This window comes from Pseudomonas sp. GW456-12-1-14-TSB6 (assembly GCF_059424205.1).
This window is the reverse complement of record NZ_JBWKZE010000003.1, coordinates 36,570-61,892: the sequence shown is the minus strand read 5'-3', so window position 1 is coordinate 61,892 and position 25,323 is coordinate 36,570. Positions and strand designations below refer to the sequence as shown.

At 60.5% G+C, this 25,323-nt stretch carries 24 protein-coding genes and 4 tRNA genes; 12 read left to right on the top strand and 16 right to left on the bottom strand.

Going from position 1 to position 25,323, the window contains the following annotated elements; genetic code table 11:
* Positions 1–13 precede the first annotated feature (13 nt).
* The 4 genes from AC07Y2_RS03405 to AC07Y2_RS03390 all read right to left on the bottom strand — a co-directional run bounded on the left by AC07Y2_RS03405 (position 14) and on the right by AC07Y2_RS03390 (position 4,311).
* On the bottom strand, positions 14–1,360 hold the full coding sequence (locus AC07Y2_RS03405; RefSeq protein WP_103385454.1) for a sigma-54-dependent transcriptional regulator: 1,347 nt from the start codon (positions 1,358–1,360) through the stop codon (positions 14–16).
* Positions 1,357–2,946: an ATP-binding protein gene (locus AC07Y2_RS03400; RefSeq protein WP_103385453.1), complete on the bottom strand. Its 1,590-nt coding sequence runs from the start codon at positions 2,944–2,946 to the stop codon at positions 1,357–1,359. Before AC07Y2_RS03400 ends, AC07Y2_RS03405 begins: the two co-directional genes overlap by 4 nt.
* Positions 2,936–3,169: a PP0621 family protein gene (locus AC07Y2_RS03395; protein WP_039771683.1), complete on the bottom strand. Its 234-nt coding sequence runs from the start codon at positions 3,167–3,169 to the stop codon at positions 2,936–2,938. Before AC07Y2_RS03395 ends, AC07Y2_RS03400 begins: the two co-directional genes overlap by 11 nt.
* A 125-nt stretch (positions 3,170–3,294) precedes the next feature.
* Positions 3,295–4,311: an outer membrane protein assembly factor BamD gene (locus AC07Y2_RS03390; RefSeq protein ID WP_007959566.1), complete on the bottom strand. Its 1,017-nt coding sequence runs from the start codon at positions 4,309–4,311 to the stop codon at positions 3,295–3,297.
* Positions 4,312–4,463: 152 nt separating this feature from the next.
* Here AC07Y2_RS03390 and rluD point away from each other — a divergent pair, with 152 nt between their 5' ends.
* The 8 genes from rluD to AC07Y2_RS03350 all read left to right on the top strand — a co-directional run bounded on the left by rluD (position 4,464) and on the right by AC07Y2_RS03350 (position 11,341).
* The gene (gene rluD, locus AC07Y2_RS03385; protein ID WP_011335991.1) at positions 4,464–5,426 is read left to right on the top strand and encodes a 23S rRNA pseudouridine(1911/1915/1917) synthase RluD; all 963 of its coding nucleotides are present in this window, start codon (positions 4,464–4,466) and stop codon (positions 5,424–5,426) included.
* Positions 5,423–6,145, top strand: a complete 723-nt coding sequence (pgeF, locus tag AC07Y2_RS03380) for a peptidoglycan editing factor PgeF (RefSeq protein WP_103385452.1) — start codon at positions 5,423–5,425, stop codon at positions 6,143–6,145. Before rluD ends, pgeF begins: the two co-directional genes overlap by 4 nt.
* 130 nt (positions 6,146–6,275) lie before the next feature.
* Positions 6,276–8,840, top strand: coding sequence for an ATP-dependent chaperone ClpB (gene clpB / locus AC07Y2_RS03375; protein WP_039771676.1), 2,565 nt, complete (start codon positions 6,276–6,278; stop codon positions 8,838–8,840).
* A 298-nt stretch (positions 8,841–9,138) separates the two neighbouring features.
* Positions 9,139–9,214 (top strand) — tRNA-Asn (locus tag AC07Y2_RS03370).
* A 9-nt stretch (positions 9,215–9,223) separates the two neighbouring features.
* A tRNA-Pro gene (locus AC07Y2_RS03365) sits at positions 9,224–9,300 on the top strand.
* 5 nt (positions 9,301–9,305) lie between these two features.
* Positions 9,306–9,381: transfer RNA gene (locus tag AC07Y2_RS03360), tRNA-Lys, on the top strand.
* A 97-nt stretch (positions 9,382–9,478) separates the two neighbouring features.
* Positions 9,479–9,555, top strand: a tRNA-Pro gene (locus AC07Y2_RS03355).
* A gap of 160 nt (positions 9,556–9,715) precedes the next feature.
* Entirely contained in the window at positions 9,716–11,341 is a 1,626-nt protein-coding gene (locus AC07Y2_RS03350) for a methyl-accepting chemotaxis protein (RefSeq protein WP_074691475.1), read from the top strand.
* A 72-nt stretch (positions 11,342–11,413) separates the two neighbouring features.
* On the opposite strand, the gene AC07Y2_RS03345 is transcribed toward AC07Y2_RS03350, so the two are convergent.
* The 5 genes from AC07Y2_RS03345 to AC07Y2_RS03325 form a co-directional block, all read right to left on the bottom strand.
* Positions 11,414–11,821: an HvfA family oxazolone/thioamide-modified RiPP metallophore gene (locus tag AC07Y2_RS03345; RefSeq protein WP_074691474.1), complete on the bottom strand. Its 408-nt coding sequence runs from the start codon at positions 11,819–11,821 to the stop codon at positions 11,414–11,416.
* 210 nt (positions 11,822–12,031) lie between these two features.
* The gene (locus tag AC07Y2_RS03340) at positions 12,032–13,330 is read right to left on the bottom strand and encodes an NAD(P)/FAD-dependent oxidoreductase (protein WP_039771671.1); all 1,299 of its coding nucleotides are present in this window, start codon (positions 13,328–13,330) and stop codon (positions 12,032–12,034) included.
* Between the two features lie 63 nt (positions 13,331–13,393).
* Entirely contained in the window at positions 13,394–13,567 is a 174-nt protein-coding gene (locus tag AC07Y2_RS03335; RefSeq protein ID WP_007909875.1) for a DUF3094 domain-containing protein, read from the bottom strand.
* Positions 13,568–13,618: 51 nt separating this feature from the next.
* Positions 13,619–14,146 carry an MOSC domain-containing protein gene (locus AC07Y2_RS03330; RefSeq protein WP_103385451.1) on the bottom strand — a complete coding sequence of 176 codons (528 nt, stop codon included), beginning with the start codon at positions 14,144–14,146 and terminating at the stop codon, positions 13,619–13,621.
* The gene (locus AC07Y2_RS03325) at positions 14,143–14,769 is read right to left on the bottom strand and encodes a DUF1780 domain-containing protein (RefSeq protein ID WP_007959580.1); all 627 of its coding nucleotides are present in this window, start codon (positions 14,767–14,769) and stop codon (positions 14,143–14,145) included. The genes AC07Y2_RS03330 and AC07Y2_RS03325 overlap by 4 nt, the downstream gene beginning before the upstream one ends.
* Before the next feature lie 133 nt (positions 14,770–14,902).
* Here AC07Y2_RS03325 and AC07Y2_RS03320 point away from each other — a divergent pair, with 133 nt between their 5' ends.
* Together AC07Y2_RS03320 and AC07Y2_RS03315 are read left to right on the top strand one after the other, a co-directional pair.
* Positions 14,903–15,592: an energy-coupling factor ABC transporter permease gene (locus tag AC07Y2_RS03320; RefSeq protein WP_103385450.1), complete on the top strand. Its 690-nt coding sequence runs from the start codon at positions 14,903–14,905 to the stop codon at positions 15,590–15,592.
* A 65-nt stretch (positions 15,593–15,657) separates the two neighbouring features.
* Positions 15,658–15,873 (top strand): hypothetical protein, encoded by a 216-nt coding sequence (locus AC07Y2_RS03315; RefSeq protein ID WP_007959584.1) that lies wholly within the window; start codon positions 15,658–15,660, stop codon positions 15,871–15,873.
* A gap of 5 nt (positions 15,874–15,878) precedes the next feature.
* Here AC07Y2_RS03315 and yacG read toward each other — a convergent pair whose 3' ends face one another.
* The 5 genes from yacG to pilB are packed head-to-tail and all read right to left on the bottom strand — an operon-like array spanning position 15,879 to position 20,490.
* Positions 15,879–16,079 (bottom strand): DNA gyrase inhibitor YacG, encoded by a 201-nt coding sequence (gene yacG, locus AC07Y2_RS03310; RefSeq protein WP_011335983.1) that lies wholly within the window; start codon positions 16,077–16,079, stop codon positions 15,879–15,881.
* On the bottom strand, positions 16,076–16,699 hold the full coding sequence (gene coaE, locus AC07Y2_RS03305; RefSeq protein ID WP_074691472.1) for a dephospho-CoA kinase: 624 nt from the start codon (positions 16,697–16,699) through the stop codon (positions 16,076–16,078). The genes yacG and coaE overlap by 4 nt, the downstream gene beginning before the upstream one ends.
* Positions 16,696–17,568 carry a prepilin peptidase gene (locus AC07Y2_RS03300; RefSeq protein ID WP_103385449.1) on the bottom strand — a complete coding sequence of 291 codons (873 nt, stop codon included), beginning with the start codon at positions 17,566–17,568 and terminating at the stop codon, positions 16,696–16,698. The genes coaE and AC07Y2_RS03300 overlap by 4 nt, the downstream gene beginning before the upstream one ends.
* Before the next feature lies 1 nt (position 17,569).
* On the bottom strand, positions 17,570–18,787 hold the full coding sequence (locus AC07Y2_RS03295; RefSeq protein ID WP_103385448.1) for a type II secretion system F family protein: 1,218 nt from the start codon (positions 18,785–18,787) through the stop codon (positions 17,570–17,572).
* A gap of 2 nt (positions 18,788–18,789) precedes the next feature.
* On the bottom strand, positions 18,790–20,490 hold the full coding sequence (pilB, locus tag AC07Y2_RS03290) for a type IV-A pilus assembly ATPase PilB (protein WP_103385447.1): 1,701 nt from the start codon (positions 20,488–20,490) through the stop codon (positions 18,790–18,792).
* Between the two features lie 226 nt (positions 20,491–20,716).
* On the opposite strand from pilB, the gene AC07Y2_RS03285 reads away from it, so the two are divergent.
* Together AC07Y2_RS03285 and AC07Y2_RS03280 are read left to right on the top strand one after the other, a co-directional pair.
* Complete coding sequence (locus tag AC07Y2_RS03285) at positions 20,717–21,148, top strand: pilin (RefSeq protein ID WP_039771655.1); 432 nt, start codon at positions 20,717–20,719, stop codon at positions 21,146–21,148.
* A 296-nt stretch (positions 21,149–21,444) separates the two neighbouring features.
* Positions 21,445–21,801 (top strand): BON domain-containing protein, encoded by a 357-nt coding sequence (locus AC07Y2_RS03280; RefSeq protein ID WP_011335977.1) that lies wholly within the window; start codon positions 21,445–21,447, stop codon positions 21,799–21,801.
* Between the two features lie 167 nt (positions 21,802–21,968).
* Here the strand turns inward: AC07Y2_RS03280 and AC07Y2_RS03275 are convergent, their stop codons facing one another.
* Together AC07Y2_RS03275 and AC07Y2_RS03270 are read right to left on the bottom strand one after the other, a co-directional pair.
* Complete coding sequence (locus AC07Y2_RS03275; protein WP_074691468.1) at positions 21,969–22,265, bottom strand: DUF2845 domain-containing protein; 297 nt, start codon at positions 22,263–22,265, stop codon at positions 21,969–21,971.
* Positions 22,265–25,216 (bottom strand): DUF748 domain-containing protein, encoded by a 2,952-nt coding sequence (locus tag AC07Y2_RS03270; RefSeq protein ID WP_103385446.1) that lies wholly within the window; start codon positions 25,214–25,216, stop codon positions 22,265–22,267. Before AC07Y2_RS03270 ends, AC07Y2_RS03275 begins: the two co-directional genes overlap by 1 nt.
* Positions 25,217–25,323 lie beyond the last annotated feature (107 nt).

Sequence of the window (25,323 nt, the reverse complement as noted above, 5' to 3'; positions counted from 1 at the left end):
CGCGAAGGGGCTCTCAGTCCAGCCCGAGCTTCTTGAGCCTGTAGCGCATCGACCGAAACGACAGACTCAACCGCTGCGCCGCCGCCGTGCGATTCCAGCGGGTTTCTTCCAGCGCCTGCAAAATCAGTTTGCGCTCGACGCTTTCCAGATAGTCTTCCAGGTTGTCGATCTGCGTGAGATCGGCAATGCCGCCTTCAGCAGTGCCGTTTCCTTCACTCAGACGTAAATCCTCTGCCTCGATCGTGCGGTTTTCACACAGGGTGTGCGCCCGCTCGAGCACGTTCTCCAGCTCCCGCACGTTGCCCGGGAAGCGGTAGTTTTTCAGTGCCTCGAGGGCATGGGGATGAAGGCGTGCCGCCGGTTGCCCGGTGCCATTGGCCAGGCGTTTGAGCATGTGGCCGGCCAGTGCTTCGATGTCCTCACGACGTTCGCGCAGGGGCGGCACACGCAGTTCGATCACGTTCAACCGGTAATACAGATCCTGACGAAAGCGCTCGGCAGCCACTTCCGCGTCGAGGTCCTTGTGCGTCGCGCAGAGGATGCGCACATCGACCACGGTTTCCTGTTGCCCGCCGACGCTGCGCACGGCTTTTTCCTGGATCGCCCGCAGCAGCTTGACCTGCATCGGCAGCGGCAGATCCGCCACTTCATCGAGAAACAGTGTGCCGCCATGGGCCGCCTGAAACAGTCCTGGTTTATCCTCCACTGCACCGCTGAAACTGCCTTTGCGGTGGCCGAAGAACTCGCTCTCCATCAACTCTGAAGGAATCGCCCCGCAGTTCACCGGCACGAACGGCTGATTGGCGCGGGGGCCTTGTTCATGAATCAATCGGGCCACCAGCTCCTTGCCGCTGCCGGACTCGCCGCTGATGTACACCGGTGCCTGGCTGCGGGCCAGTTTGTCGATCTGCTTGCGCAGGTTGCGCATCGGCGGTGAATCGCCGAGCAGCCGCCGGTCGATCGAAGTGCAGACATTGCCCGGCGCCGGCATGCGCAACGCCGAGCCGACCAGCTCGCGCAGGCGTGTCAGGTCCACCGGTTTGGTCAGGAAGTCGAAAGCCCCGGCCTTGAGGGCGTTGATTGCTGTTTCCAGGCTGCCGTACGCGGTGATCATCGCCACCGGCAGTTGTGGATAACGTTGCTGAATGTGCTGCACCAGTTCCAGGCCGGTGCCGTCGGGCAGGCGCATGTCGGTCAGGCACAGATCGAAGCTCTCGCGGCGCAGCAGCGCCTGGGCTTCATTGAGATTGCGTGCGCTGAAGGTGTCGAGTTTCATCCGTCCCAGGGTGATTTCCAGGAGTTCGCGGATATCCGGCTCGTCGTCGACGATGAGGATTTTTTGCCGTGGGCTCGTGTTCAACTTTGTTTCCGTCGGTGAGCAAAGGTGATGCGAAAGCAGCCGCCGCCTTGGCGTGATTTGAAGTCTAGGCGCGCTTGATTGCTTTCGCACAGCTCACGGGACAGATAAAGCCCAAGGCCGGTGCCTTGGCTGCTGGTGGTAAAGAACGGTTCGAACAGATGAGCCTGTTGATCGAGCGGCACGCCGGGGCCGTTGTCTTGCACTTCGAGCACGGCCAGCGTGCTCTCGGGGTCGATGGACAGCGTCAGCCAGACCTCGGCCGGATCGTGCAACAGGGCACTGTGGCGCCAACCATTGCGTAACAGATTGTCGAGAATCTGTGTGAGCTGGCCCGGATCCATCAGGGTGCGAAAATCCCCCGGGCCGATGTGCAGATGAATGTGCTGGCGCTCGCCGGCCTGTTCGCGGCTCTCGTCGACGAACTGCTCCAGCCACGGTTTGAGGTCGAGCCGTTGCGGTGCGCTCTGCTGGCGGCGGGACAGTTGCAGGACGTTTTCGATGACTCGGTTCATGCGCTGGGAGTGGTCTTGAATGATCTGCGTCAGACGCCGATCCGCGCCGTCGAGTTCCTCGGATTCCTGCAACAGCTGCGCGGCATGACTGATGGCCCCCAGCGGATTGCGGATTTCATGGGCGATACCGGCAGTCAGCCGGCCCAGCGCGGCCAGTTTCAATTGTTGCGCCTGCTGGGCGATCTGGGCGAGGTCTTCGAGAAACACCAGGGTCTGGCGGTTCGGGCTCTGTTCCAGGGCGATGAAACTCGGCTGCAGCTCCAGGCCATTGCCGGCGATTTTCAGGCTTTGCGGGCGCAGGGTCGGGTTGTTCAGCCACAGTTGCAGGCGTTCGACCAATGCGCTCGAGTGCTCATCGATCAAGTCGCCTTCAAGGTGTGTTTGGCCCAGGAGGGTCTTGGCGCTGTGATTGGCCAGTTGCACCCGGCGCTGTTCGTCGAGCACCAGAATGCCGGTGCGCATGCGTTGCAGGATCAGCGCGTTGAGGGCTTCGAGCCCCACCACTTCGCTGGCGCGCAGCTCGGCCAGGTTCTCGCTGACTTCGAGACGGCGCATCAATCCCTGCACCAGCAGCGAGGCGGCGAAGCACAAGGCGCCGAGGGTGCCGGCCTGCAGATAGTCGTTGGCGCTCAGGGAATGGCTGAAACTCAGCAGAAAGCTGAGCCCGACAATGCCCAGGGTGGCGATGGCGGCGATCAGCAAGCCGATACGTCGTCGCAGCAAGGTGTTGCTGATGGCCACCGAAACGATCAGCAAGTTGCCAATCGCACTGGCCACACCGCCCGCTGCGTAGAACACGCCGCACAGCAGCAGAATGTCGACCAGTGCCAGAGCGAACAACTGGGCCGGGCGGCGGATATTTTCGAGGAATACTACCAGCAGGATGTTCAGCACCAGGTACAACCAGCTGCCATTGCGCAGCCACTCGTCGTTGGCCGAGGTCAGCAGGCGGTTGTCCATGTTGCTGGAGATCAGCAACACCAGGGTGATGCCGACACTTAAACGGTACAGATGATAGAGACGCAGCAGTCGCTGGGCCTGTTTGCTGTCGGCGTTGTCAGCCTCAGCGATCACTGGAACCGGGGCCTTGCTCAAGGTGAGCCTGGCTGCAATACCACTGTTGTTGAAGGTTCAGCGCGCGGTCGCGGGGCAGGTGCACGCCGCAATGGGCGCAGCGCACCATCGGCGCGGCATCCTGTTCGCGAGGCGATCGGGTGGACGAGGCGGGGGCCTTGAATTTGCGCCACAACCACACAGCAGCGGCGATCAAGGCAATCCAGAACAGTAAACGAAGCATGATGGGCGGCTTTTCGGCTAATGATTCGGCAGTTTAGCCAAGGACCCGACAGGCGCACAGCCCAATCACACGCCGCAATAAAAAGGGAGATCCGAAGATCTCCCTTTTTGGCATCACCGCAGTGATCAGTCGAACAGACCGAAGGTCATGTAGCTGAAGATGGAACGGTCGCTGTCGCTCGACTCCGGTTCCGGCTCTTCGATCACGTCGCCGTTTTCGTCTTTAGGCTTTAGTTCGTTCGGGATCGCGTCTTTCGCGTCCTGGAACTGCTTCTGCACGTCCTGGTTGGCGCGGGTCTCTCCCGGCGGCAGCGGCGGACGGGATTCGATCAGACCCAGGGTGGCCTTGCTCAGGAACGAACGGTTGTCGGCTTCGGCAACGCGAGGCACGAACTGACCGTCCTGCAGGCTCGGGTGGTTCGGGTAGTTGAGCTTCAGGGTTTCCAGACTGGTGGCCGCCAGTTCGTCCAGATGCAGGCGCTGGTAGGCTTCGGTCATCACCGCCAGGCCGTCACCGACCGATGGGGTTTCCTGGAAGTTTTCCACTACATAACGACCACGGTTGGCAGCGGCGACATAGGCCTGACGGGTCAGGTAGTAGTCGGCCACGTGGATTTCGTAGGCAGCCAGCAGGTTGCGCAGGTAGATCATGCGCTGCTTGGCGTCCGGCGCGTAGCGGCTGTTGGGGTAGCGGCTGGTCAGTTGGGCGAACTCATTGTAGGAGTCGCGGGCGGCACCCGGGTCACGCTTGGTCATGTCCAGCGGCAGGAAGCGCGCCAGCAGGCCGACGTCCTGGTCGAACGAGGTCAGGCCCTTGAGGTAGTAGGCGTAATCGACGTTCGGGTGCTGCGGGTGCAGACGAATGAAACGCTCGGCAGCGGATTTTGCAGCTTCCGGCTCGGCGTTCTTGTAGTTGGCATAGATCAGTTCCAGCTGCGCCTGATCGGCATAGCGACCGAACGGATAACGCGACTCCAGAGCCTTCAGCTTGGCTGTGGCGCTGGTGTAGCTGTTGTTGTCCAGGTCCTGTTGAGCCTGCTGGTACAGCTCGGCTTCACTCAGGTTTTCGTCTACGACTTCCTTCGATGAGCAAGCAGCGGTCAATGCGAGGATGGCGATCAGCAGCAGGTGTTTCACTTGCATGGCGGCTTGCGTCCCTATGACGGCCGCTGTCTTGGGCGGGGCCGTCCTGTTATGATGAGCGCCCCGTTGAAAAGCCCCGGGGCAAAAGACGCCGTATTTAACCACAAGCGCGCAGCCGAAACCAAAGGCTGTAGCCGACGCCCAGTCCGAGCATGTCCGATAAAATTGAACTTCGCGCAGAGGTGCCGTCCGAATTGGGCGGCCAACGCCTCGATCAAGTCGCCGCCCAACTCTTCGCCGAGCACTCGCGCTCGCGCCTTTCCGCCTGGATCAAAGAAGGTCGCCTGACTGTGGACGGGGCGGTCATCCGCCCGCGCGACATCGTTCATGGCGGTGCCATTCTTGAGCTCACTGCCGAGCAGGAGGCCCAGGGTGAATGGGTCGCTCAGGACATCGAACTCGACATCGTCTATGAAGACGACGACATTCTGGTGATCAACAAGCCTGCGGGCCTGGTGGTGCACCCGGCTGCCGGTCACGCTGATGGCACCTTGCTCAACGCCTTGCTGCACCACGTGCCGGACATCATCAATGTCCCGCGCGCCGGTATCGTGCATCGTCTGGACAAGGACACCACCGGTCTGATGGTGGTGGCCAAGACCATTCAGGCGCAGACCAAACTGGTCGCGCAGCTGCAAAGCCGCAGCGTCAGCCGGATCTACGAGTGCATCGTGATCGGCGTGGTGACCGCCGGCGGCAAGATCAACGCCCCGATCGGCCGCCACGGCCAGCAGCGTCAGCGCATGGCGGTGATGGAAGGCGGCAAGCCGGCCGTCAGCCACTACCGCGTGCTGGAGCGCTTCCGTTCCCACACCCACGTACGGGTGAAGCTGGAAACCGGTCGTACCCACCAGATTCGCGTGCACATGGCGCACATCAACTTCCCGTTGGTCGGCGACCCGGCGTACGGCGGTCGTTTCCGCATTCCGCCGGCCGCGAGCCAGACCATGGTCGAATCCCTCAAGCACTTCCCGCGTCAGGCCCTGCACGCGCGGTTCCTTGAGCTGGATCACCCGACCACCGGTGAGCGCATGAGCTGGGAATCGCCGCTGCCGGAAGATCTGGTGTGGCTGCTGACCCTGCTCAAGCAGGATCGCGAGGCATTCGTCGGATGAACTGGCTGACGCCGGACTGGCCCGCGCCGGCCAGCGTCAAGGCCTGTGTCACCACCCGCGAGGGCGGCGTCAGCGAGGCGCCGTTCGACAGCCTCAACCTGGGCGATCATGTCGATGACCGCCCGGAGGCCGTCGCCGAAAACCGTCGGCGCCTGACCGAACACTTCTCTATAAAGCCTGCCTGGTTGCAGCAAGTGCACGGAATTGCCGTGGCGCATGCGGATCCGTCCGTGGTGGCCACGGCGGATGCCAGCTGGACGGCAACGCCCGGTATCGCGTGTGCAGCAATGACTGCCGATTGCCTGCCGGCGCTGTTCTGCGACCGTGCCGGTACTCGCGTGGCGGCGGCTCATGCCGGTTGGCGTGGATTGGCAGCCGGCGTGCTGGAAGCCACCCTCGACAGTCTGGATGTGCCTGCCGAAGACGTTCTGGTCTGGCTCGGTCCGGCCATCGGCCCGCAAGCCTTTGAAGTCGGTCCCGAAGTCCGGGAAGTCTTCATCAATCAATTGCCCGAAGCCGAGACAGCCTTTGTCCCGAGCCACAACGCCGGCAAGTTCATGGCTGACATCTATAAGCTGGCGCGGCTGCGTCTGGCAGTCCGCGGTGTCACCGCTGTTTATGGTGGCGGTTTCTGTACAGTGACCGATCCGCGCTTCTTTTCCTATCGCCGTGCGCCTCGCACTGGTCGCTTCGCCTCTTTAGTCTGGCTTACCCGCTAAACTCTCTGATCTGCATCAACTCCCTGACGCTTGAATCTTCCAGAATCGACCGCATCTATAGCGGTATCTGGCAGGTTTCTTTATTCAGGATGGTTTTTTAGGTCCGGCCTGCTCAAAAGGAAGGTGACCCATGCGTATAGACCGTTTAACCAGCAAATTGCAGTTGGCGTTGTCCGATGCCCAATCTTTGGCCGTCGGCCACGATCATCCAGCCATCGAGCCGGCGCATCTGATGCAAGCCATGCTTGAACAACAGGGTGGTTCGATCAAACCCCTGTTGATGCAGGTGGGCTTCGACGTCAACAGCTTGCGTAAAGAGCTGACCAAAGAGCTCGATCAATTACCGAAAATCCAGAACCCGACCGGCGACGTCAACATGTCGCAGGATCTGGCGCGTCTGCTCAATCAGGCCGACCGTCTGGCCCAGCAGAAGGGCGACCAGTTCATTTCCAGCGAGCTGGTGCTGCTCGCCGCGATGGACGAGAACAGCAAGCTCGGCAAGTTGCTGCTCGGCCAAGGCGTGAGCAAGAAAGCGCTGGAGAATGCGATCAACAACCTGCGCGGTGGCGAGGCGGTCAATGACGCCAACCACGAAGAGTCGCGTCAGGCACTGGATAAGTACACCGTCGACCTGACCAAGCGCGCCGAAGAAGGCAAGCTTGACCCGGTGATCGGCCGTGACGATGAAATCCGTCGCACCATTCAGGTCTTGCAACGCCGCACCAAGAACAACCCGGTGCTGATCGGCGAACCTGGCGTGGGTAAAACCGCGATTGCCGAAGGGCTGGCCCAGCGCATCATCAACGGCGAAGTGCCGGATGGCCTGCGTGGCAAACGCCTGCTGTCCCTCGATATGGGTGCGCTGATTGCCGGCGCCAAGTATCGCGGTGAGTTCGAAGAGCGACTGAAAGCGCTGCTCAACGAGCTGTCGAAGCAGGAAGGGCAGATCATTCTGTTCATCGACGAACTGCACACCATGGTCGGCGCCGGCAAGGGCGAAGGCTCGATGGACGCCGGCAACATGCTTAAACCGGCCCTGGCCCGTGGTGAGCTGCATTGCGTCGGCGCGACCACGCTCAACGAGTACCGCCAATATATAGAGAAGGACGCGGCCCTCGAGCGGCGCTTCCAGAAAGTGCTGGTGGACGAGCCGAGCGAAGAAGACACCATCGCGATCCTGCGTGGCCTCAAGGAGCGTTACGAGGTTCACCACAAGGTGGCGATCACCGACGGCGCAATCATCGCGGCGGCCAAGCTCAGCCATCGCTACATCACTGACCGGCAGCTGCCGGACAAGGCGATCGATCTGATCGACGAGGCGGCCAGCCGCATCCGCATGGAGATCGACTCCAAGCCGGAAGTGCTGGATCGTCTTGAGCGGCGCCTGATTCAACTGAAGGTGGAATCTCAGGCACTGAAGAAAGAAAGTGACGACGCGGCGAAGAAACGTCTGGAGAAACTCCAGGAAGAAATCGATCGCCACGAACGTGAGTACTCGGATCTGGAAGAAATCTGGAACTCGGAAAAAGCCGAGGTGCAGGGTTCTGCGCAGATTCAGCAGAAGATCGAACAGTCCCGTCAGGAGCTGGAAGCCGCGCGCCGTAAAGGCGACCTGAACCGCATGGCCGAGTTGCAGTACGGGGTGATCCCGGATCTGGAACGCAGCCTGCAAATGGTCGACCAGCACGGCAAAAGCGAAAACCAGTTGCTGCGCAGCAAGGTGACCGAAGAGGAAATCGCCGAAGTCGTTTCGAAGTGGACCGGCATTCCGGTGTCGAAAATGCTCGAAGGCGAGCGCGACAAGCTGATGAAGATGGAAAGCCTGTTGCATCAGCGCGTGATCGGTCAGGACGAAGCGGTGGTGGCGGTAGCCAACGCGGTGCGGCGTTCCCGGGCCGGGTTGTCCGACCCGAATCGTCCGAGCGGCTCGTTCATGTTCCTCGGCCCGACCGGTGTCGGTAAAACCGAGCTGTGCAAGGCGCTGGCCGAGTTCCTCTTCGACACTGAAGAGGCGATGGTGCGGATCGATATGTCCGAGTTCATGGAGAAACATTCCGTGGCGCGGCTGATCGGTGCACCACCGGGCTACGTCGGCTATGAAGAGGGCGGTTACCTGACCGAAGCGGTACGGCGCAAGCCTTACTCGGTGATCCTGCTGGACGAAGTCGAGAAGGCGCACCCGGACGTGTTCAACATCCTGCTGCAAGTGCTGGAGGATGGCCGTCTGACCGACAGTCATGGCCGCACGGTGGACTTCCGCAATACCGTGATCGTCATGACCTCCAACCTCGGTTCGATGCAGATCCAGGAACTGGTCGGTGATCGTGAAGCACAACGGGCAGCGGTGTTGGATGCGATTTCCACCCACTTCCGTCCGGAGTTCATCAACCGGGTCGACGAAGTGGTGATCTTCGAGCCATTGGCGCGGGATCAGATCGCCGGCATTACCGAGATCCAGCTGGGTCGTCTGCGCAGCCGTCTGGCCGAGCGCGAGCTGAAGCTGGAACTGAGCCCGGAAGCGATGGACAAGCTGATTGCCGTCGGCTACGACCCGGTCTATGGCGCACGGCCGCTGAAGCGGGCGATCCAGCGCTGGATCGAGAACCCGCTGGCACAGTTGATTCTGTCGGGACGTTTCCTGCCGGGCGAGACCGCGACCGGCGTCGTGGAGAACGACGAGATCACGTTCAACTGACGCCCGACGGTGGTGTCGTCATCAAGGCCTCGCAATGCGAGGCCTTTTTTTTCGCCAGGCTGTTGAACTCAAAGGAAAAGGCTTGTAAAGTGCGCCCCGCAGTCAGTCACCAACAGGGTTTCAGCTCACTGGGCAGAAATCTGAAATAAGTTGCAAATCATTAACTTGAAAGCAATTTAGGGGGTTGACAGAGGTGTTCTAGGTTGTAGAATAGCGCGCCTCAGGCACACGAACGCAGCGATGCGAAAACGATGTCGAGAAGCTGCAAGTTTCACCGTAGTAAATTGAAATGTGTAGTTCCGTGATAGCTCAGTCGGTAGAGCAAATGACTGTTAATCATTGGGTCCCAGGTTCGAGTCCTGGTCACGGAGCCAATTTCAAACCGGGGTATAGCGCAGTCCGGTAGCGCGCCTGCTTTGGGAGCAGGATGTCAGGAGTTCGAATCCCCTTACCCCGACCATTTTTGGGTCGTTAGCTCAGTTGGTAGAGCAGTTGGCTTTTAACCAATTGGTCGTAGGTTCGAATCCCACACGACCCACCATTTTTGAAACCAGGTAACACTGGGATCGAATCTTAAGATCAGAGGCCAAAAGCGCTGATCGAAGAAGGCGATCTTTGAAAGGTCGCCTTTTTTTTACCGGGGTATAGCGCAGTCCGGTAGCGCGCCTGCTTTGGGAGCAGGATGTCGGGAGTTCGAATCCCCCTACCCCGACCATATTAAAAATCCTCGTATCGAAAGATACGGGGATTTTTTTTGCCCGGCGGAAATGTTTCATTCAAGTCGTCATACAACTTGCCGATAGCCCGCTAACGAAAGGGGCCTGCCGCATCAAACGCCCCTGAACTCTGCCAATACAAGAAAAAGGGCGTTCGTCATGTTGCTTCGTCAGTTGAATATTGCTCCCCGCGCCGCTCTTGGCTTTGCCCTGATCGCGTTACTGGTGGCGTTGCTCGGGGTGTTCGCGCTGGGGCAGATGTCGAGCATCCGCGACAGTGAAGTGGCAGTGGAGACCCAGTGGTTGCCGAGCATTCGTGGCGGCGACGAAATTCGCGAGATCATGCTGCGCATCCGCACCATCTCCCTGCGCATGGCGCTGGATCAGGATCCGGCCAACATCGCCACGTACCGCAGCCAAATGGACACCCGGGACAAAGAGTTGAGCGAGAAAATCGCCGCCTATGATCGACTGGTAACCACCCCGGAAGGTCAGCAGTTGTATGAACAGTTCAAGAAAACCTTCGCCGCCTACCGCACCGGGATCGCCCAGTCGTTCACCCTCGCCGAGCAGGGCAAGCGCGACGAGCTGACCAAGCTGCTGCTGGTCGACATGAAAACCGTGGTCGACGGCTCCGGCAAACAACTCAACGACCTGGCGGATCTGTTCGCCCGCCAGGTCGCCGCCGAAAGCCAGAACTCTGCGGCCCACTACGAAACCTCGCGCACCATCGTGACCCTGTTCATCGCTCTGGCGGCGCTGGCCACCGTGGCTCTGGCCATGTTGCTCACCCGCAGCATCGTCCGCCCCCTGAGCGCCGCTGTCGACGCTGCTGAGCACGTCGCCAGAGGCGATCTGACCCGCCCGATCGAAACTCACGGCAACGATGAGGTCAGCCGGCTGCTCAAGGCGTTGGCAACCATGCAGCAGAACCTGCGCGAAACCCTGCAGGGCATCAGCGGCTCGGCCACGCAACTGGCGACTGCTTCCGACGAACTGAGCGCGGTCACCCACGACAGCACGCAAGGGCTGCAACAGCAGAACAATGAAATCGAACAGGCCGCCACGGCCGTCAACGAGATGACCACCGCGGTCGAGGAAGTCGCCCGCAATGCGGTGTCGACGTCCGACGCCACCCGCCAGTCCAGTGAGTCGGCACAGTTGGGCCAGGAGCGGGTCAGCGAAACTGCCGACGCCATCAACGCCCTGGCCAGCGAAGTCGAGCACACTGGTGAGCTGGTGCAATCGCTGGCCAACCAGTCGCAAGACATCGGCAAGGTGCTGGACGTGATCCGGGCGATCGCCGAACAGACCAACCTGCTGGCGCTCAACGCCGCCATCGAAGCCGCGCGGGCCGGGGAGAGCGGGCGCGGGTTTGCCGTGGTCGCCGATGAAGTCCGGGCGCTGGCTTATCGCACGCAGCAATCGACCCAGGAAATCGAGCAGATGGTGCAGGGCATGCGCAGCGGTTCGAGCCTGGCGCTGGAGTCGATGCAGGCCAGTGCCTCGCGCGCTGCCACCACACTGGTGCTGGCCGAGCGGGCCGGTGAAGCGTTGCAGACGATCACGGCGTCGGTACACGAAATCCACGAGCGCAACCTGGTGATCGCCAGCGCCGCCGAAGAGCAGGCGCAAGTGGCGCGGGAAGTGGATCGCAACCTGGTGAACATTCGCGACCTGTCGGTGCGGTCGGCGGCTGGCGCCGATCAAACCAACGCGTCGAGCCATGAACTGTCGCAACTGGCCAATGCCCTGCAGGGCATGGTGCGACGCTTCCAGCTGTAATCATGCAGGCGTGAAAAAGCCGCGCTTCTCGTCAGAGAAAGCGCGGCTTTGTTTTGTCGAGCGTCTGAAAAATCAGGCACCGTCCTGGTCTTTCAGGTGTTCGAACAGGCCTTTGGGCATTTTCTTGCCGTTGGCTTCGAAGTTGGCTTTGACGTTGTTGTACGCCTCTTGCTCGTCGATGAAACCGTCGTGGTTGGTGTCGATCTTGTCGAAGTCGGACTTCGGCGCGACCTTCAGGAACTCGGCGCGTGAGACCTTGCCGTCGCCATCGGTGTCGGTCTTGGCCATCGACGCATCGCCGCATTTGCCTTCACCGCATTTGCCTTCCGGGGTTTTCACCGAGGTCTCGGCCGAAGCGACCATGTAGCCCTGGGCCAGCGGTTGCGCGGCAAACACCGAGCCGGACAGCATCAGGCCGCCGGCCAGTACGGCACCGACCAGGCCAAGGGAGTTTTTGCCGATTTTCGCAGTACGGGACATTGCATTCTCCTTCGGTTGCACAGCGCAACCACACGTTAAGGGCGATCAAGCCGGAGCAGGTGTGCTCGGGTGTGGCCATTAAGCGGTGGCGGTGTATCGCGTCTGTGTCCGGGAGCGGGGCGTTTGTAAGCGAAGGTGGGGAAAGCGGGGGGCAGATACAGTAGAAAACAAAACACCGTGAGGGCGAGCCCGCCCCCACGGTGTTTTACATCAGTGCAGCTTCAGGCGTGGCTCGGTGCCGCGTCCGATCTTGCTGCCGAGCATCAGCATCGCTGTGCGGAACGGCCCGTACAGCGCCATCTGGTGCATGCGGTACAGCGACACGTAAAACATCCGCGCCAGCCAGCCTTCGAGCATCACGCTGCCGGTCAGGTTACCCATCAAGTTACCCACAGCCGAAAAACGCGACAGCGAAATCAGCGAGCCGTAGTCGGTGTACTTGTACTCCGGCAGGGTCTTGCCTTCGATCCGCAGTTTCAGCGATTTGGCCAGCAGCGACGCCTGTTGGTGCGCAGCCTGGGCCCGTGGTGGAACGTTGCGATCGGAGCCCGGTTGCGGGCACGCGGCGCAGTCACCGAAGGCGAAGATGTTTTCGTCGCGGGTGGTCTGCAGCGTCGGCAGCACTTGCAGCTGATTGATGCGGTTGGTTTCCAGGCCATCGATGTCCTTGAGGAAACCCGGTGCGCGGATCCCGGCAGCCCAGACTTTCAGGCTCGCCTTGATCTCGTTGCCATCGGCGGTGATCAGGCTGTCAGCGGTGACCTGGCTGACCGAGGCGTTGGTCATCACGTTGACCCCGAGTTTCTCCAGGGTCTTGTGCACCGGCCCGCTGATGCGCTCCGGCAGGGCTGGCAGTACCCGTGGCCCGGCTTCGATCAGGGTGATGTGCATGTTCTCCGGTTTGATCCGATCAAGACCGTAGGCGGCCAGTTCATGGGCGGCGTTGTGTAGTTCTGCCGCCAGTTCGACGCCCGTGGCGCCCGCACCGACAATGGCCACGCTAATCTGCTGGATCGCATCGGTCTGCCCGGCGTGGGCGCGCAGATAGTGATTGAGCAGTTGCTGGTGAAAACGCTCGGCCTGCTTGCGGGTGTCGAGGAACAGGCAGTGCTGCGCGGCGCCCTGGGTGCCGAAATCGTTGGTGGTGCTGCCGACCGCGATCACCAGCGAGTCATAGGGCACTTCCCGCGCCGGGACCAGCTCAACGCCGTTTTCGTCGTAGGTGGCGGCCAGCTGGATCTTCTTCTGCTCACGATCGAGCCCGCTCATGCGCCCCAGCTGGAACTCGAAGTGGTTCCATTTGGCCTGGGCGACATAGTTGAGTTCGTCTTCGGAAGAGTTCAGCGATCCGGCGGCCACTTCGTGCAGCAGCGGTTTCCAGATGTGCGTGAGGTTCGCGTCGACCAGCATGATGCTGGCGGTGCCGCGTTTGCCCAGAGTCTTACCCAGACGGGTAGCCAACTCCAGACCGCCGGCGCCGCCGCCGACAATGACAATACGATGGGACATAGGGATAGCTCGCAAGGTTTTTAAAGGAAATCGGTACGGCTACCCGAGCGAGCGCGATGCAGCTCATAGCGTCAGGTAACTGATAAATCGGCTCAACAGGCCCAGACCAATGGTCACTGCCAGCACCAGCACCAGGAGCATCCACGGCCGGAATGGCCGGCGCTCGACACGGTGTTGGGACAACTGCAGGTACTCTTCGACATGCTTCTGGTCTTCGGGGTTCAGGCGGCTGGTCATAAAGGCCTCGTCAGGTAGACGTTACTGAATGAGAACACGCTACAGCGGTTTTCAACCGGGATTGAACGCAGCATAGCCACTGTCCGGGACCGGTTCGACAGACACACTGTCCCCGAGGCGAATGATCCCGCTTTGTAACACTCGCGCAGTGATTCCGCCATGCCCGCGCACGGCCTGGAACGTGCCCGGGCCGAGGTTGTTCTGCAGGCGCGCGCACGGCTGACACCAGCCCGTGGTTTCGAAAATCGCCTGACCAATGCGAAAGCGCCGCCCCTTGAGGCTGAACAGGTTGATCCCGCTGATAACGAGATTGCGCCGCAGATCTTCAGGCCTGACCGGATGCTCGTGGGGACGGCCCATCAATGCACTGATCACGGCCAGGTGTTCGAACTGAATCAGCGTGACCTGTCGGGCGTTACGTACTCCGGGGCGGGCATGATCCCCGGTCAGTCCCGCTTCAAGGCGTGCTTCTACGGCGTCGAGCTCGATCATCGGTCCACGAGATTCAGGACGCACGCCAATCCAGCGTACGCGGCCGCTCTGCGGGACCTCGGCGATCAATTGTTGAAGCGGCGTCACAGGCTGATCCCTACATCGAACACGATGCTGCGCCCCAGATTGCCGCGCAGAAAATCCGGGGCATCGGGATGGGCGAACAGCACCCGGGCGAACGTAGGTCCGACCAGCGACAGCGAACGCCAGCCCTGGCGCAGGTATTCGGTGGGCGGCGGAAAGTGGCTGTTGAGGTCGAGCACTTCGCGCTTGAGGCTGGCGAAGGCAATGATGTCCAGCTCGCCGAGATCCATGCCGCGTTCCTTGTAGTTGTGCGCTTTCTTGCGCAAGGTCGGCGCCAGTCTCAGCAGAAATTCATTGGCCGGAATCCGCCGCGGCTTGGCTTCACGGCGCACCAGTTGGCTGAGGGAAAACGCACTGCGCCGACGTTGCAGCTCATCGCGCCATTCGTCGTTCAGCCGACGACCTTCATCGAGGACGAAAAACACCTCGAAATTGGCGTCGCGAAACAGCACGTCCGGCGGCTCACCGGCCGGGGCGAATTCGTCGGCGCGATAAGGAATGTTCAAGCCTTGCAGCAGGCGCTGGCAGACCCAACGCTCACGCTCCCATTTGCGGGCATTGGACAGGAACGCGTTGGCTTGCTCGGCCGCAATGGTCAGCAGGCGTAAGTAATCTGAGTCATCCATAGGCCCAAGCTTAGCGTTCAATTGCGACAAGCAGAAAGCTTTGCATCGGCAGATGTGCCGCCGTGCAGGTGTAGACTTCGCCGCAGGAGCGCCAATCAAAGGAGTCTGCGGTGCGAATGAAGGTGATGGGATCATGATCGGTGCAGAACTGCTGTCATCGGCAAGTCTGACCCTCGGCTGGCTGATTTACCTGCCGGTGTTGCTCTGGGCGATTGTCCGCGCATCGTGGGTCGAGCTGTTCAGCGACAACCGCCGTCAGCACTTGCTGTTCGGCACGGTGTTCGCGTTGTTTCTGCTGTGGCTGGTGCGCAGGGACTTCGACACCGGCGTGTCTTACCACTTCATCGGCATGACAGCGGTGACGCTGCTGCTGGACTGGCCACTGGCGATCGTCGGTGCACTGGTGGCCCAACTGGGGCTGGTGCTGCTGGGGCGCCAGGATCTGGTGGCCGTCGGGGTCAATGGCGCCTTGCTGATCCTGTTGCCGGTGCTGATCACCGAATGCGTGGCGATCCTGGTCGAGCGCGCCCAGCCGCGCAATCCGTTCGTGTACATCTTCTGTTCCGGTTTTTTCGCCGCGGCGCTGTCGGCGTTGTTCTGCCTGACGCTGAGCCTGACGTTGCTCTGGTACGACGGCCTGTTTGCCATGCCGGAATGGCTGGAAGATTTCATCGGTTACCTGTGGCTGCTGATTTTTCCCGAAGCCTTCATCAACGGCATGGTGGTCAGCGCGCTGGTGGTGTTCTGCCCGGAATGGCTGGAGACCTTCAACCGTACCCGCTACCTTTCGGCGCCCTGGAAGGACGACGATCCCAAGTCTTGATCCACATCAAATTCACTCTGTGCGCGGCATTTCATGCTCGGCCAAATTCCTTCAGGAGCAGCGGCATGAGCGTGTACGAGTGGGCGAGGCAGGAAACCCGGCAGAGTCTGGAGATGGCGCAGGAGGTGGGGTTCGATCCGGGCCTGAGCCTGCGCGCCTTGCTCAGTGCGGTGGTGCAGCAGAGCAAGGCGGTGCGCAACGCCGAAGACCTGGCCGACGAGTTGCGCTTTCTGGCGGAAAACCTCGACGACGATCAGGACTACGGCTTCATGCGGCCCTGACGGGATCAGTGACGCGGGTCGAAATCGCCGGAAAACAGTTCGTCCTCGGCATCCGGGGCCACCGGAATCTTGTGTTCTTCCGACGCCCAGGCGCCGAGGTCGATCAGTTTGCAGCGGTCCGAGCAGAACGGACGGTATTTGTTTTCCGGGGTGAATTCCACGGGCGCGCCGCAAGTCGGGCAGTTGACGGTTGGGGTCTGGCTCATGATTGGCCTCCGGATAAAGTCAGGTAAAAGTGATGCAGGCGCTCGACTTCGCTGTGCAACCAGGCGAGGTCGCGGTCGTTGACCACCACGTCATCGGCACGGCTGACGCGGTCTTCGCGGCTGGACTGGGCCTTGAGGATCGCCTGGACCTGCTCTTCGCTGGTCTGGTCACGCTGCAAGGTGCGTTCGATCTGCAGTTGTTGCGGGGCGTCGATTACCAGGATGCGTTGGGTCATCGCGTATTGCCCGGATTCGATCAGCAGCGGCGAAACCAGAATCGCATAAGGCGATTTTGCCAGCGCCAGGTGATGGGCGATTTCTTCGGCGATCAACGGATGCAGCAGCGCTTCGAGCCAGCGTCGTTGCTCCGGCACTTCAAAGATCAGTTTGCGCAGGGCTGCACGATCCAGCGTGCCGTCGGCCTGCAGGACTTCGGGGCCGAAGTGTTCGGCGATCTTCGCCAGCGCCGGGCGGCCCGGTTCGACCACCCAGCGCGCCGCGTGATCGGCGTCCACCACGTGGATACCAAGATCAATGAAGTGCTGGGCGGCGGCGCTTTTGCCGCTGCCGATGCCGCCGGTCAGGCCGAGAATCCAGGGTTTTTCCGCAGGGGTATTCATTTCAAACCGACAAACTGCCAATAGAAGCCGGTTATTTGACCACCCCAGAGCAAGGCAATCCAGCCGGCAATTGCCAGATACGGGCCGAAGGGGATCGGCGTCGAGGTTTTCTGGTCGCGCAGCTTGAGCAAAATCACCCCGAGCACGGCGCCCACCAGCGAGGACAAGAGGATGGTCAGCGGCAGAATCTGCCAGCCGCCCCAGGCCCCGAGCAGCGCCAGCAGCTTGAAATCGCCGTGACCGATGCCGTCCTTGCCGGTGAGCAGTTTGAACAGCCAGAACACCGACCACAGCGCCATATAGCCCAGCACCGCGCCCCACAGGGCGTCGTGCAGCGGCACGAACAGCTCGAAGCTGTTGACGATCAGCCCCAGCCACAGCAACGGCAGTACCAGCACGTCAGGCAGCAGTTGGTGCTCGATGTCGATCAGGCTCATGGCCAGCAGGCCCCAGGTCAGCACGATCAACAGGCACGCCGGCCAGCCGAAACCCAGGTGCCAGGCGATGAACGCCGAGAGCAGGCCGCAGGCCAGTTCGGTCAGTGGGTAACGCTTGCTGATCGGTGCGCTGCAACTTGAACAGCGCCCGCGCAGGCACACGTAACTCAACAGGGGAATGTTTTCCCACGCACGGATCCGGTGGCCACAGTGCGGGCATTGCGAGTGCGGGAGCATCAGGTTGTAGGTGGGCAATGGCGATTCACCGGGCAGGCCCAGTACATCGTGAGCCTGCTGGCGCCATTCGCGCTCGAGCATTTTCGGCAGGCGCCAGATCAACACGTTGAGGAAACTGCCCACCACCAGCCCCAGCAGCAGGGCGGCGACGACAAAGGCCAGCGGATACAGGCTGAGGAGTTCGTCGATAGGCATGTCAGATCGCTGAGCCGAGTTGGAAGATCGGCAGGTACATCGCCACCACCAGACCGCCGACGATCACCCCCAGCACCACCATGATGAACGGCTCCATCAGGCTGGTGAGGTTGTCGACCATGTTGTCCACTTCGTCCTCATAGAAACCTGCGACCTTGTCGAGCATCTCGTCCAGTGCGCCGGACTCTTCGCCGATGGCGGTCATCTGCACCGCCATGTTCGGAAAGATGCCGGTGGAACGCATCGAGAAATTCAGCTGCATGCCGGTAGAGACGTCCTGGCGGATGCGCAGCACGGCACGCTTGAACACCACGTTGCCGGTGGCACCGGCCACCGAGTCCAGCGCTTCCACCAGCGGCACACCGGCGGCGAAGGTAGTCGACAGGGTCCGGGCAAACCGCGCCACGGCGGACTTGTACATCAATGTGCCCACCAGCGGCAGCTTGAGAAACCAGGCGTCGCGTCGATCGCGCAGGGCCTGGGATTTTTTCAGGGCATGGCGGGTGCCGAAAAACGCGGCCACCAGCGCACCGAGAATCGCCCACCACCATTGCTGCATGAATTCGGACAGGCTGATCACCATCAGCGTGAAGGCCGGCAGTTCGGCACCGAAGCCGGAGAACACCGACTGAAACTGCGGCACCACCTTGACCAGCAGAATCCCGGTGACCACCGCCGCCACCAGCACTACGGCCGACGGGTAGGTCATGGCCTTCTTGATCTTGGCCTTGAGGCTTTCGCTCTTTTCCTTGTAGGTCGCGACCCGTTCCAGCAGGGTGTCGAGGGCGCCGGACTGTTCACCGGCATCCACCAGGTTGCAGTACAACTCGTCAAAATACTGAGGCTTCTTGCGCAGCGCGGCGGCGAAGCTGTTGCCGGCGGCGACTTCCTGTTTCACCTCGTCGACCAGTTTGCGCATGGCCGGGTTCTCGAAGCCTTCGCCAATGATGTCGAACGACTGCAACAGCGGCACGCCGGCCTTCATCATGGTCGCCATCTGCCGGGTGAACAGGGCAATGTCCTGGGCCTTGATGCGCTTGCCGAAGCTCAGCAACGAGGCGGATTTCTTGCGCACCTTCCCGGGGTTGATGCCTTGCTTGCGCAACTGGGCCTTGACCAGTGCGGGGTTCTGGCCACTCAACTCGCCGGTCACTTTGCTGCCTTTGCGGTCCGTACCTTCCCAGGCGTAGACACTGATTTTCGCTGCCTTGACCGCCATGTTCAGTCCTTGGTGACCCGGTTGATTTCTTCAAGGCTGGTGATGCCTTGCATGGCCTTGATCAGGCCCGAGGTGCGCAGGTCGTTGAAGCCGTCCCGGCGCATCTGGGTATCGATTTCCAGTGAGTTGCCCTCGGCCATGATCAGCCGTTGCAGCTCGGGGGTGTTCTTCACCACTTCATAAATTCCCACGCGACCCTTGTACCCGCCGTTGCAGTGATCGCAACCAGAGGGCTCATAGATCGTGAAATGGCCGATGCGTTCCTCGGGGAAACCTTCCTTGATCAGGGTCTCCCGGGGGATCTCGATGGGTTTCTTGCAATGACTACAGAGTTTTCGCGCCAGGCGCTGGGCAATGATCAGGCTCACCGAGGTTGCGATGTTGAAGCCGGGGATGCCCATGTTGTGCAGGCGGGTGAGGGTCTCTGCTGCGCTGTTGGTGTGCAGGGTGGACAGCACGAGGTGACCGGTCTGGGCGGCCTTGATCGCGATTTCGGCGGTTTCGAGGTCGCGGATTTCGCCGACCATGATCACGTCCGGGTCCTGACGCAGGAACGAGCGCAGGGCCTGGGCAAAGTCCAGTCCCTGACGGGGATTGACGTTGACCTGGTTGATGCCTTCCATGTTGATTTCCACCGGGTCTTCGGCCGTGGAGATATTGATGTCGACGGTATTGAGGATGTTCAGCCCGGTGTACAGCGACACGGTCTTGCCCGAGCCGGTTGGGCCGGTCACCAGAATCATGCCTTGCGGCTGTTTGAGCGCGGCCATGTACAGGTCTTTCTGCTCCGGCTCGTAGCCAAGGGCATCGATGCCGATCTGGGCGCTGGACGGGTCGAGGATCCGAATCACCACTTTCTCCCCCCAGAGGGTGGGCAGGGTGTTGACCCGGAAATCGATCGACTTGCTTTTCGACAGACGCATCTTGATCCGCCCGTCCTGGGGTTTGCGTCGCTCCGAAATGTCGAGGCTGGCCATGACCTTCAAGCGTGCAGCGATGCGCCCGGCCAGTTGAATCGGCGGCTTGGCCACTTCCCGCAGAATGCCGTCGGTGCGCACCCGCACCCGGTAGTTCTTTTCGTAAGGCTCGAAGTGCAGGTCGGATGAGCCGCTCTTGATCGCGTCCAGCAGCATCTTGTGGACGAAGCGCACTACCGGGGCATCGTCGGCATCGATGCCGCCGAGGGTGTCCTGTTTGCTGTCGTCGACCGACTCGATGTCCAGCCCGTCGAGGTCGACATCGGCCATTTCCTCCAGGCCGGTGGCGTGGGTGTCGAAGAATTTTTCGATGGCGTCGGTGAGCTTGTCGTCCTCGACCAGAATGGCTTCGGTGCTCAGCCCGGTGCTGAACTGAATGTCATTGATCGCCTGATGATTGCTCGGGTCGGAAATCCCCACGAACAGTTTGTTGCCGCGCCGCCAGAGGGGCAGGGCGTGGTGCTGGCGCACCAGTTTTTCGCTGACCAGGCCTTTGGGCTGGGTTTCCTTGTCGAGGCAGTTGAGGTCGAGAAATGCCATGCCGAAATGCTCCGAGGCAATTTCCGCGACCTGCCAGCTCTTCACCAGTTTGTTCTGCACCAGGTAACTGACCAGCGACAGGCGATTGCGCTGCGCCTGTTGCCAGGCTTGCTGGGCACTCTTTTCCGTGAGCAATTCGGCCTGGACCAGTTGCTTGGCCAGACCGCTCAGAGCGATGTCATTCATGGGGTTTCCACGTGCTTGCCGTTCATGACTTATAGCCTAGTCAAGTGACAGCGCCATACACGTGGAGTGCGGGTGACAAAAAGTGTCAGATAGTGCGGTTACGGGTTGTAGGAATCGGCATGTCAGCCGGATGGCGCCCAGCGGGTATGGGTTGCCAGCGTTTGGCACGGGCTGTGCTGAGTCTTGAACAGATCATGAGATTTCGACTCATGCATGGAGCGTGTCTATGAATAAACAACAGGGTTTCACTCTGATCGAGCTGCTGATCGTCGTGGCGATCATCGGTATTCTCGCCACTGTGGCGCTGCCGCAGTACTCCAAATATCAGGCGCGGTCGAAGGTGACGGCTGGGCTGGCCGAGATCTCGGCAATGAAAGTGCCGTTCGAGGATGTGATTAACCAAGGCACCGATCCTACGCTGACTAATGTGGCGGGCAGTGCAACGGTTACAACCTCCAATTGTTCTGTTACGGCTTCGGGCACCGCTTCGTCGGGCGCCGGTTCAATTGTTTGCACGATCAAAAACGCTCCGGGTCCGGTACTGGACAAAACCATCACGCTTACTCGCTCTTCCGGTACGGGGGCAGGTGTATGGACATGTGCCACAACGGTGGCGCCGGATTATTCGCCAAAAGGCTGTACTGCGAGCGGTACCTGATTTGTTGATGGACTACAAAAATGCCCCGCAATGCGGGGCATTTTTCATTGCGCGACACTTCACAAAAGCTTCAATAATTTCAGGCTGTTAGGAACTTTCCGAAAAGCCGCAACTTGCATGTAGATATTTCACGACTCATGCAATTTGCATGATTCCGAAAAAATGCGACATTTATAAGTTATTGATTTATAAGGTTTTAATCTAATTTTGAAAGTTGGCACAGCGTTCGCAATATCTCCAGTAACCCTGCTGACAAGACAACCAGCAGACTTTCCAGAAAAACAGGAGTTACTCGTATGAAGAAGTTCGCTATCACTGCCGCTGCTGCTACCGCGCTGACCCTGACCATGGCTTCGGGTGCATTTGCTCAATCGACCCAGACCACTCAGGCTCCAATGACCCTGGCTGCCGGTGAAGTCACCAAGGCTAAAGAAGCTACTTCCGATACCTGGATCACCACCAAAGTCAAAAGCGACCTGGTAACCGAAAAAGGCATTCCTGGTACCGACATCAAAGTTGAAACCAACAAAGGTGTGGTTTCCCTGTCTTCTGACGTCGCGATCACCGAAGCTCAGAAAACCACCGCTGTGAACATCACCAAGAAAATCAAAGGCGTGAAAGCGGTCTCCGCTGACGGCCTGAAAGCCGAGTAAGGCAAGACTTCTCGCCTGGACCGGGAGAAGACGCGACAGGCGGGCCGAGCAATACGTCTGCCGCACTTTAGAGTTCATGCGACCGGCCACACGGAATGTGGCCATTACAGGCCCCGGCATTCATGTCGGGGCCTGTTCTATTCAGGGGCCGGAAAAGGCGGGGAAGGTCAATTGCCGCGTTTGCTGTTGATCTGCTTCAGGCGATTGCCTTCAAAGCGCAGGTATTGATACATGCCGTTGCTCGGGCCGTAGGTCCATTCCTCGACCTGAAACTCTTCACGACGGTTGGCGCTGCGCTTGTAACCGAGCAGATCGCGACCGACCGGCTCACCACATTTTTGCAGCACCTCGCTGGCGCGGTCGCCAAGGCTCACCAACTGGCTGCCGCAGCGCAAGGTATCGGACGCCGCAGCCTGACTGGCGAGAAACACCAGCCCCAGTGCAGCCAGCCACTTTGGGTTCATCACTCGGCATCCAGATGCATTTGCGTCACCACCCGGCCGTCGCTTTCCGCTTCGCCGAGGTTGGCGTCGATGAAGTACACACGATCGTCGGCCAGTTGGCCCTTGTCTACCAGGTAATCCTTGATGCTGCTGGCACGGTCCTGACCGAGCTGGCGCAGCAGCACATCGCTGGAACTCCAGAACTTGATCACGTCGGCGCGCATTCTCGCGGTGCGTTCTTCCTTGCCCAGATCCTTCCACTCGGCCGGTGGCTGGGTTTTCAGGCGGGTGCGATAGATGCCCTCAAGCAGTGGGCCTTTTTCGTTATCCGGGACCTGGATCAGCGAAGCCTGCGCCGGCACCTTGTCGCCACGGCGCTGGAGCATCTTGTAGTAGTTGTACTGGTATTCACGTTCCAGGCGCTGTTCGGCGAGCAACGGGCCATCACTGCTTTTTGCCGCAGTGCCTTCGATTTCCAGGCGCAGGGCCGGACGTTCCTTCAGCGCTTGCGACAGCTTCACCAGCGCCGCTTCGGCGTCTTTGCTCAGGTCGCTGGAACCCGGTGCGAAGGACACGGTGCCGAGGTCTTCCGAGCCGCCACCGCTGACCAGACCGCCAATCAGCTTGAACGGTGCGGCGGCAGCCTTGACGATCAGGTTGCGCAGGGTCTGCCAGACAATCGGCATCACGCTGAATTGCGGATTGTTCAGGTCACCAGTGACCGGCAGTTCGATGGAAATCTTGCCGTCGACGTCCTTGAGCAGGGCGATCGCCAGTTTTAGCGGCAGGCTCACGGCATCCGGGCTGTCGACTTTCTCACCCAGTTGCAGTTGCTCGACCACCACTTTGTTCTCGGCCTTGAGCTGGCCTTTGGTGATCAGGTAATGCAGGTCGAGGTTGAGCCGGCCCTTGCGGATGCGGTAGCCGGCGAACTTGCCGGAGTAGGGCGTCAGGGTGGTCAGTTCGACCCGTTTGAAACTGGTGGCGATGTCGAGGCTGGCCATCGGGTCGAACGGGTTGACCGCGCCTTTGATGGTCACCGGCGCATAGCGGTCGACCTTGCCCTTGATGTCGACGCTGGCCGGTTTCGCCTGACGGCTGTCGATGGTGCCGATCTGGCCGTTGAGTTGCTGGACCGCCGTGGCAAAGTTCGGGGTCAGGCTGAAGTCGGCGAAGTTGGCCGAGCCGTCGTTGATCGCGATGCCGCCGATGTGAATACCCAGCGGTTTGTCATTGCTCGCCGGTTTCGCCGCGGCGGTCTTCGCCCCGGAATCGGCCGGCTGCGGAATCAGCAGGTCGTCGATGTTGGTGGTGCGATCATCATTGATCATGAACCGCGCATACGGCTGGAACAGGTTGACCCTGTCGATCGACAGGCTGTCGCCGTGCTGATAGTTCAGGCCTTCGACCACCACTTGCTGCCACTTCAGGAAGTCGCGGGTTTTCAGGGTGTCGAGGGTGTGCAACTGATCGATCTGAGCACGACCGGTGACGCTGAGGGCCAGCGGGTCAGTGCTTTTCAGGTTCACTTTCAGGTCGCTGCCGAGCATGCCGCTGCGCAGTTCGAGACGAATGAACGGGTTGATGTAGGACTGCGCGACCCGCAGGTCGATGTCCTGGGTTTTCACGTTGAGCTGTGCGGTGACCGGCGCCAGATTGACCACACCATCGGCGCTGATCTTGCCTTGCTTGCCCAGCCCGGTGTCGAGCCTGAGGTTGAAGGGCGAGCCGTTGAGGCTGTCGAAATTCTGCAGATCGACGTTCAGGGGCGTGACATCCAAAGTGACTTCGGGCTTCGCCGAACGGTCGGCCAGATGCACTTTGTAGTCACGCAGTTGCACGTCCTTGATCAACACTTGCCACGGTTTGCTCGGCGCGGTCGGTTCGGGTTTCGGCGAGTCGGCTGCCGCCGGTGTGTTCGCAGGTTCGGCAGCCGCTTTTGCGGCGGGTTTCGACGGCTGGCTGGCGAACAGTTTTTGCCAATCCAGTTGGCCGTCCGCTTCCAGGGCTGCCCAGGTTTCCAGTTTCTGACTGCGGATCTTGCCGACCACCACTTGCTGTTTGGCCAGGTCCACCGTGGTGTCGCTGACGTCGAGACGCTCGAGTTTCGCCAGCGGGCGCCCGTCCGGCGCCTTGATGGCGAACGGCGCGATATTGACCGCGACGTTGCTCAGCAGCAGTTCGGTTTCCTTGGACAGGTTGAGCTTGTAGTCGGTGCTCAGGCTGACGACCCCGTTTTCCAGCACCAGTGGCACGGCATCACGCACGTAGGGCCAGAAGGCTTTCATCTGGCCGTCGGTGATCTTGAGCGTGCCTTCGGAAGCGATCGGGATCAGGCTGAAGTTGCCTTTCCAGTCGATCTGCCCACCGGCCGGGCCGATCGCGACGAGGGTCATGTCGGCGTTGTCTTCGGGCAGGGTGCTGAGGTTTTTCAGCTCGAAGTCGAGCTTGTCGTAGAGAAACTCGATCGGCTCGCTGGGCCGCGCATCCACAAAATGCAGGTTGCCGCCGGCCAGCTGGATCCGGTCGATGCGCAGCGGAAACGGTTTGGCGTCGGGATCGGCCGGGGTGGGCTCGCTGGCCGGGAGCTTGAACAGACCGAGGAGGTTGAGCTGACCGTCCTTGGCGAACAGGATCTCGGTCCTGGATTTTTCCAGTTCGATGTCGGACAGATGCAGGGCTTTGGTCCACAGGCTGTCGAGTTGCAGGTTGGCATACAGACGTTCGAAGCCGACCTGTTCCTTGCCCGGCTCGCCGATCACCAGGCCCCACAGCGTGAGTTCAAGGCTGAAAGGGTTGAGTTCGATACGTTGCAGATGCGCTGGCACTGTGGCGTAGTTGGCCAGTTGCTGATTCACCACCCTGAGCGCAATGCCCGGCAAAATCAGGAACCCCAGCAGGCTGTAGAGGGCCAGGGCAGTCAACAGGGCGCCAATCGCGCGAATCAATCCTTTGGGCATGTGCGGCTTCATCTGTCTGAATCGGAGTGCCTTGGAGTATGGCACGCGATTCCGGTTCCGAAGCAATTGCCCATGCTCAGGATTGTTCAGATTTTTCCGTGGGAAATTTCCTTGGCAAC

Bases quoted from the DNA above. Each gene is read 5' to 3' on its own strand.
- AC07Y2_RS03295 (WP_103385448.1), bottom strand. From the start codon at position 18,787: ATGGCGGTCAAGGCAGCGAAAATCAGTGTCTACGCCTGGGAAGGTACG.
- AC07Y2_RS03395 (WP_039771683.1), bottom strand. From the start codon at position 3,169: ATGCTTCGTTTACTGTTCTGGATTGCCTTGATCGCCGCTGCTGTGTGG.
- AC07Y2_RS03300 (WP_103385449.1), bottom strand. From the start codon at position 17,568: ATGCCTATCGACGAACTCCTCAGCCTGTATCCGCTGGCCTTTGTCGTC.
- pgeF (WP_103385452.1), top strand. From the start codon at position 5,423: ATGAACTGGCTGACGCCGGACTGGCCCGCGCCGGCCAGCGTCAAGGCC.
- AC07Y2_RS03280 (WP_011335977.1), top strand. From the start codon at position 21,445: ATGAAGAAGTTCGCTATCACTGCCGCTGCTGCTACCGCGCTGACCCTG.
- clpB (WP_039771676.1), top strand. From the start codon at position 6,276: ATGCGTATAGACCGTTTAACCAGCAAATTGCAGTTGGCGTTGTCCGAT.
- pilB (WP_103385447.1), bottom strand. From the start codon at position 20,490: ATGAATGACATCGCTCTGAGCGGTCTGGCCAAGCAACTGGTCCAGGCC.
- AC07Y2_RS03340 (WP_039771671.1), bottom strand. From the start codon at position 13,330: ATGTCCCATCGTATTGTCATTGTCGGCGGCGGCGCCGGCGGTCTGGAG.
- AC07Y2_RS03350 (WP_074691475.1), top strand. From the start codon at position 9,716: ATGTTGCTTCGTCAGTTGAATATTGCTCCCCGCGCCGCTCTTGGCTTT.
- coaE (WP_074691472.1), bottom strand. From the start codon at position 16,699: ATGAATACCCCTGCGGAAAAACCCTGGATTCTCGGCCTGACCGGCGGC.
- AC07Y2_RS03270 (WP_103385446.1), bottom strand. From the start codon at position 25,216: ATGAAGCCGCACATGCCCAAAGGATTGATTCGCGCGATTGGCGCCCTG.
- AC07Y2_RS03325 (WP_007959580.1), bottom strand. From the start codon at position 14,769: ATGGATGACTCAGATTACTTACGCCTGCTGACCATTGCGGCCGAGCAA.
- AC07Y2_RS03320 (WP_103385450.1), top strand. From the start codon at position 14,903: ATGATCGGTGCAGAACTGCTGTCATCGGCAAGTCTGACCCTCGGCTGG.
- AC07Y2_RS03335 (WP_007909875.1), bottom strand. From the start codon at position 13,567: ATGACCAGCCGCCTGAACCCCGAAGACCAGAAGCATGTCGAAGAGTAC.
- AC07Y2_RS03390 (WP_007959566.1), bottom strand. From the start codon at position 4,311: ATGCAAGTGAAACACCTGCTGCTGATCGCCATCCTCGCATTGACCGCT.
- AC07Y2_RS03315 (WP_007959584.1), top strand. From the start codon at position 15,658: ATGAGCGTGTACGAGTGGGCGAGGCAGGAAACCCGGCAGAGTCTGGAG.
- AC07Y2_RS03285 (WP_039771655.1), top strand. From the start codon at position 20,717: ATGAATAAACAACAGGGTTTCACTCTGATCGAGCTGCTGATCGTCGTG.
- AC07Y2_RS03275 (WP_074691468.1), bottom strand. From the start codon at position 22,265: ATGAACCCAAAGTGGCTGGCTGCACTGGGGCTGGTGTTTCTCGCCAGT.
- yacG (WP_011335983.1), bottom strand. From the start codon at position 16,079: ATGAGCCAGACCCCAACCGTCAACTGCCCGACTTGCGGCGCGCCCGTG.
- AC07Y2_RS03345 (WP_074691474.1), bottom strand. From the start codon at position 11,821: ATGTCCCGTACTGCGAAAATCGGCAAAAACTCCCTTGGCCTGGTCGGT.
- rluD (WP_011335991.1), top strand. From the start codon at position 4,464: ATGTCCGATAAAATTGAACTTCGCGCAGAGGTGCCGTCCGAATTGGGC.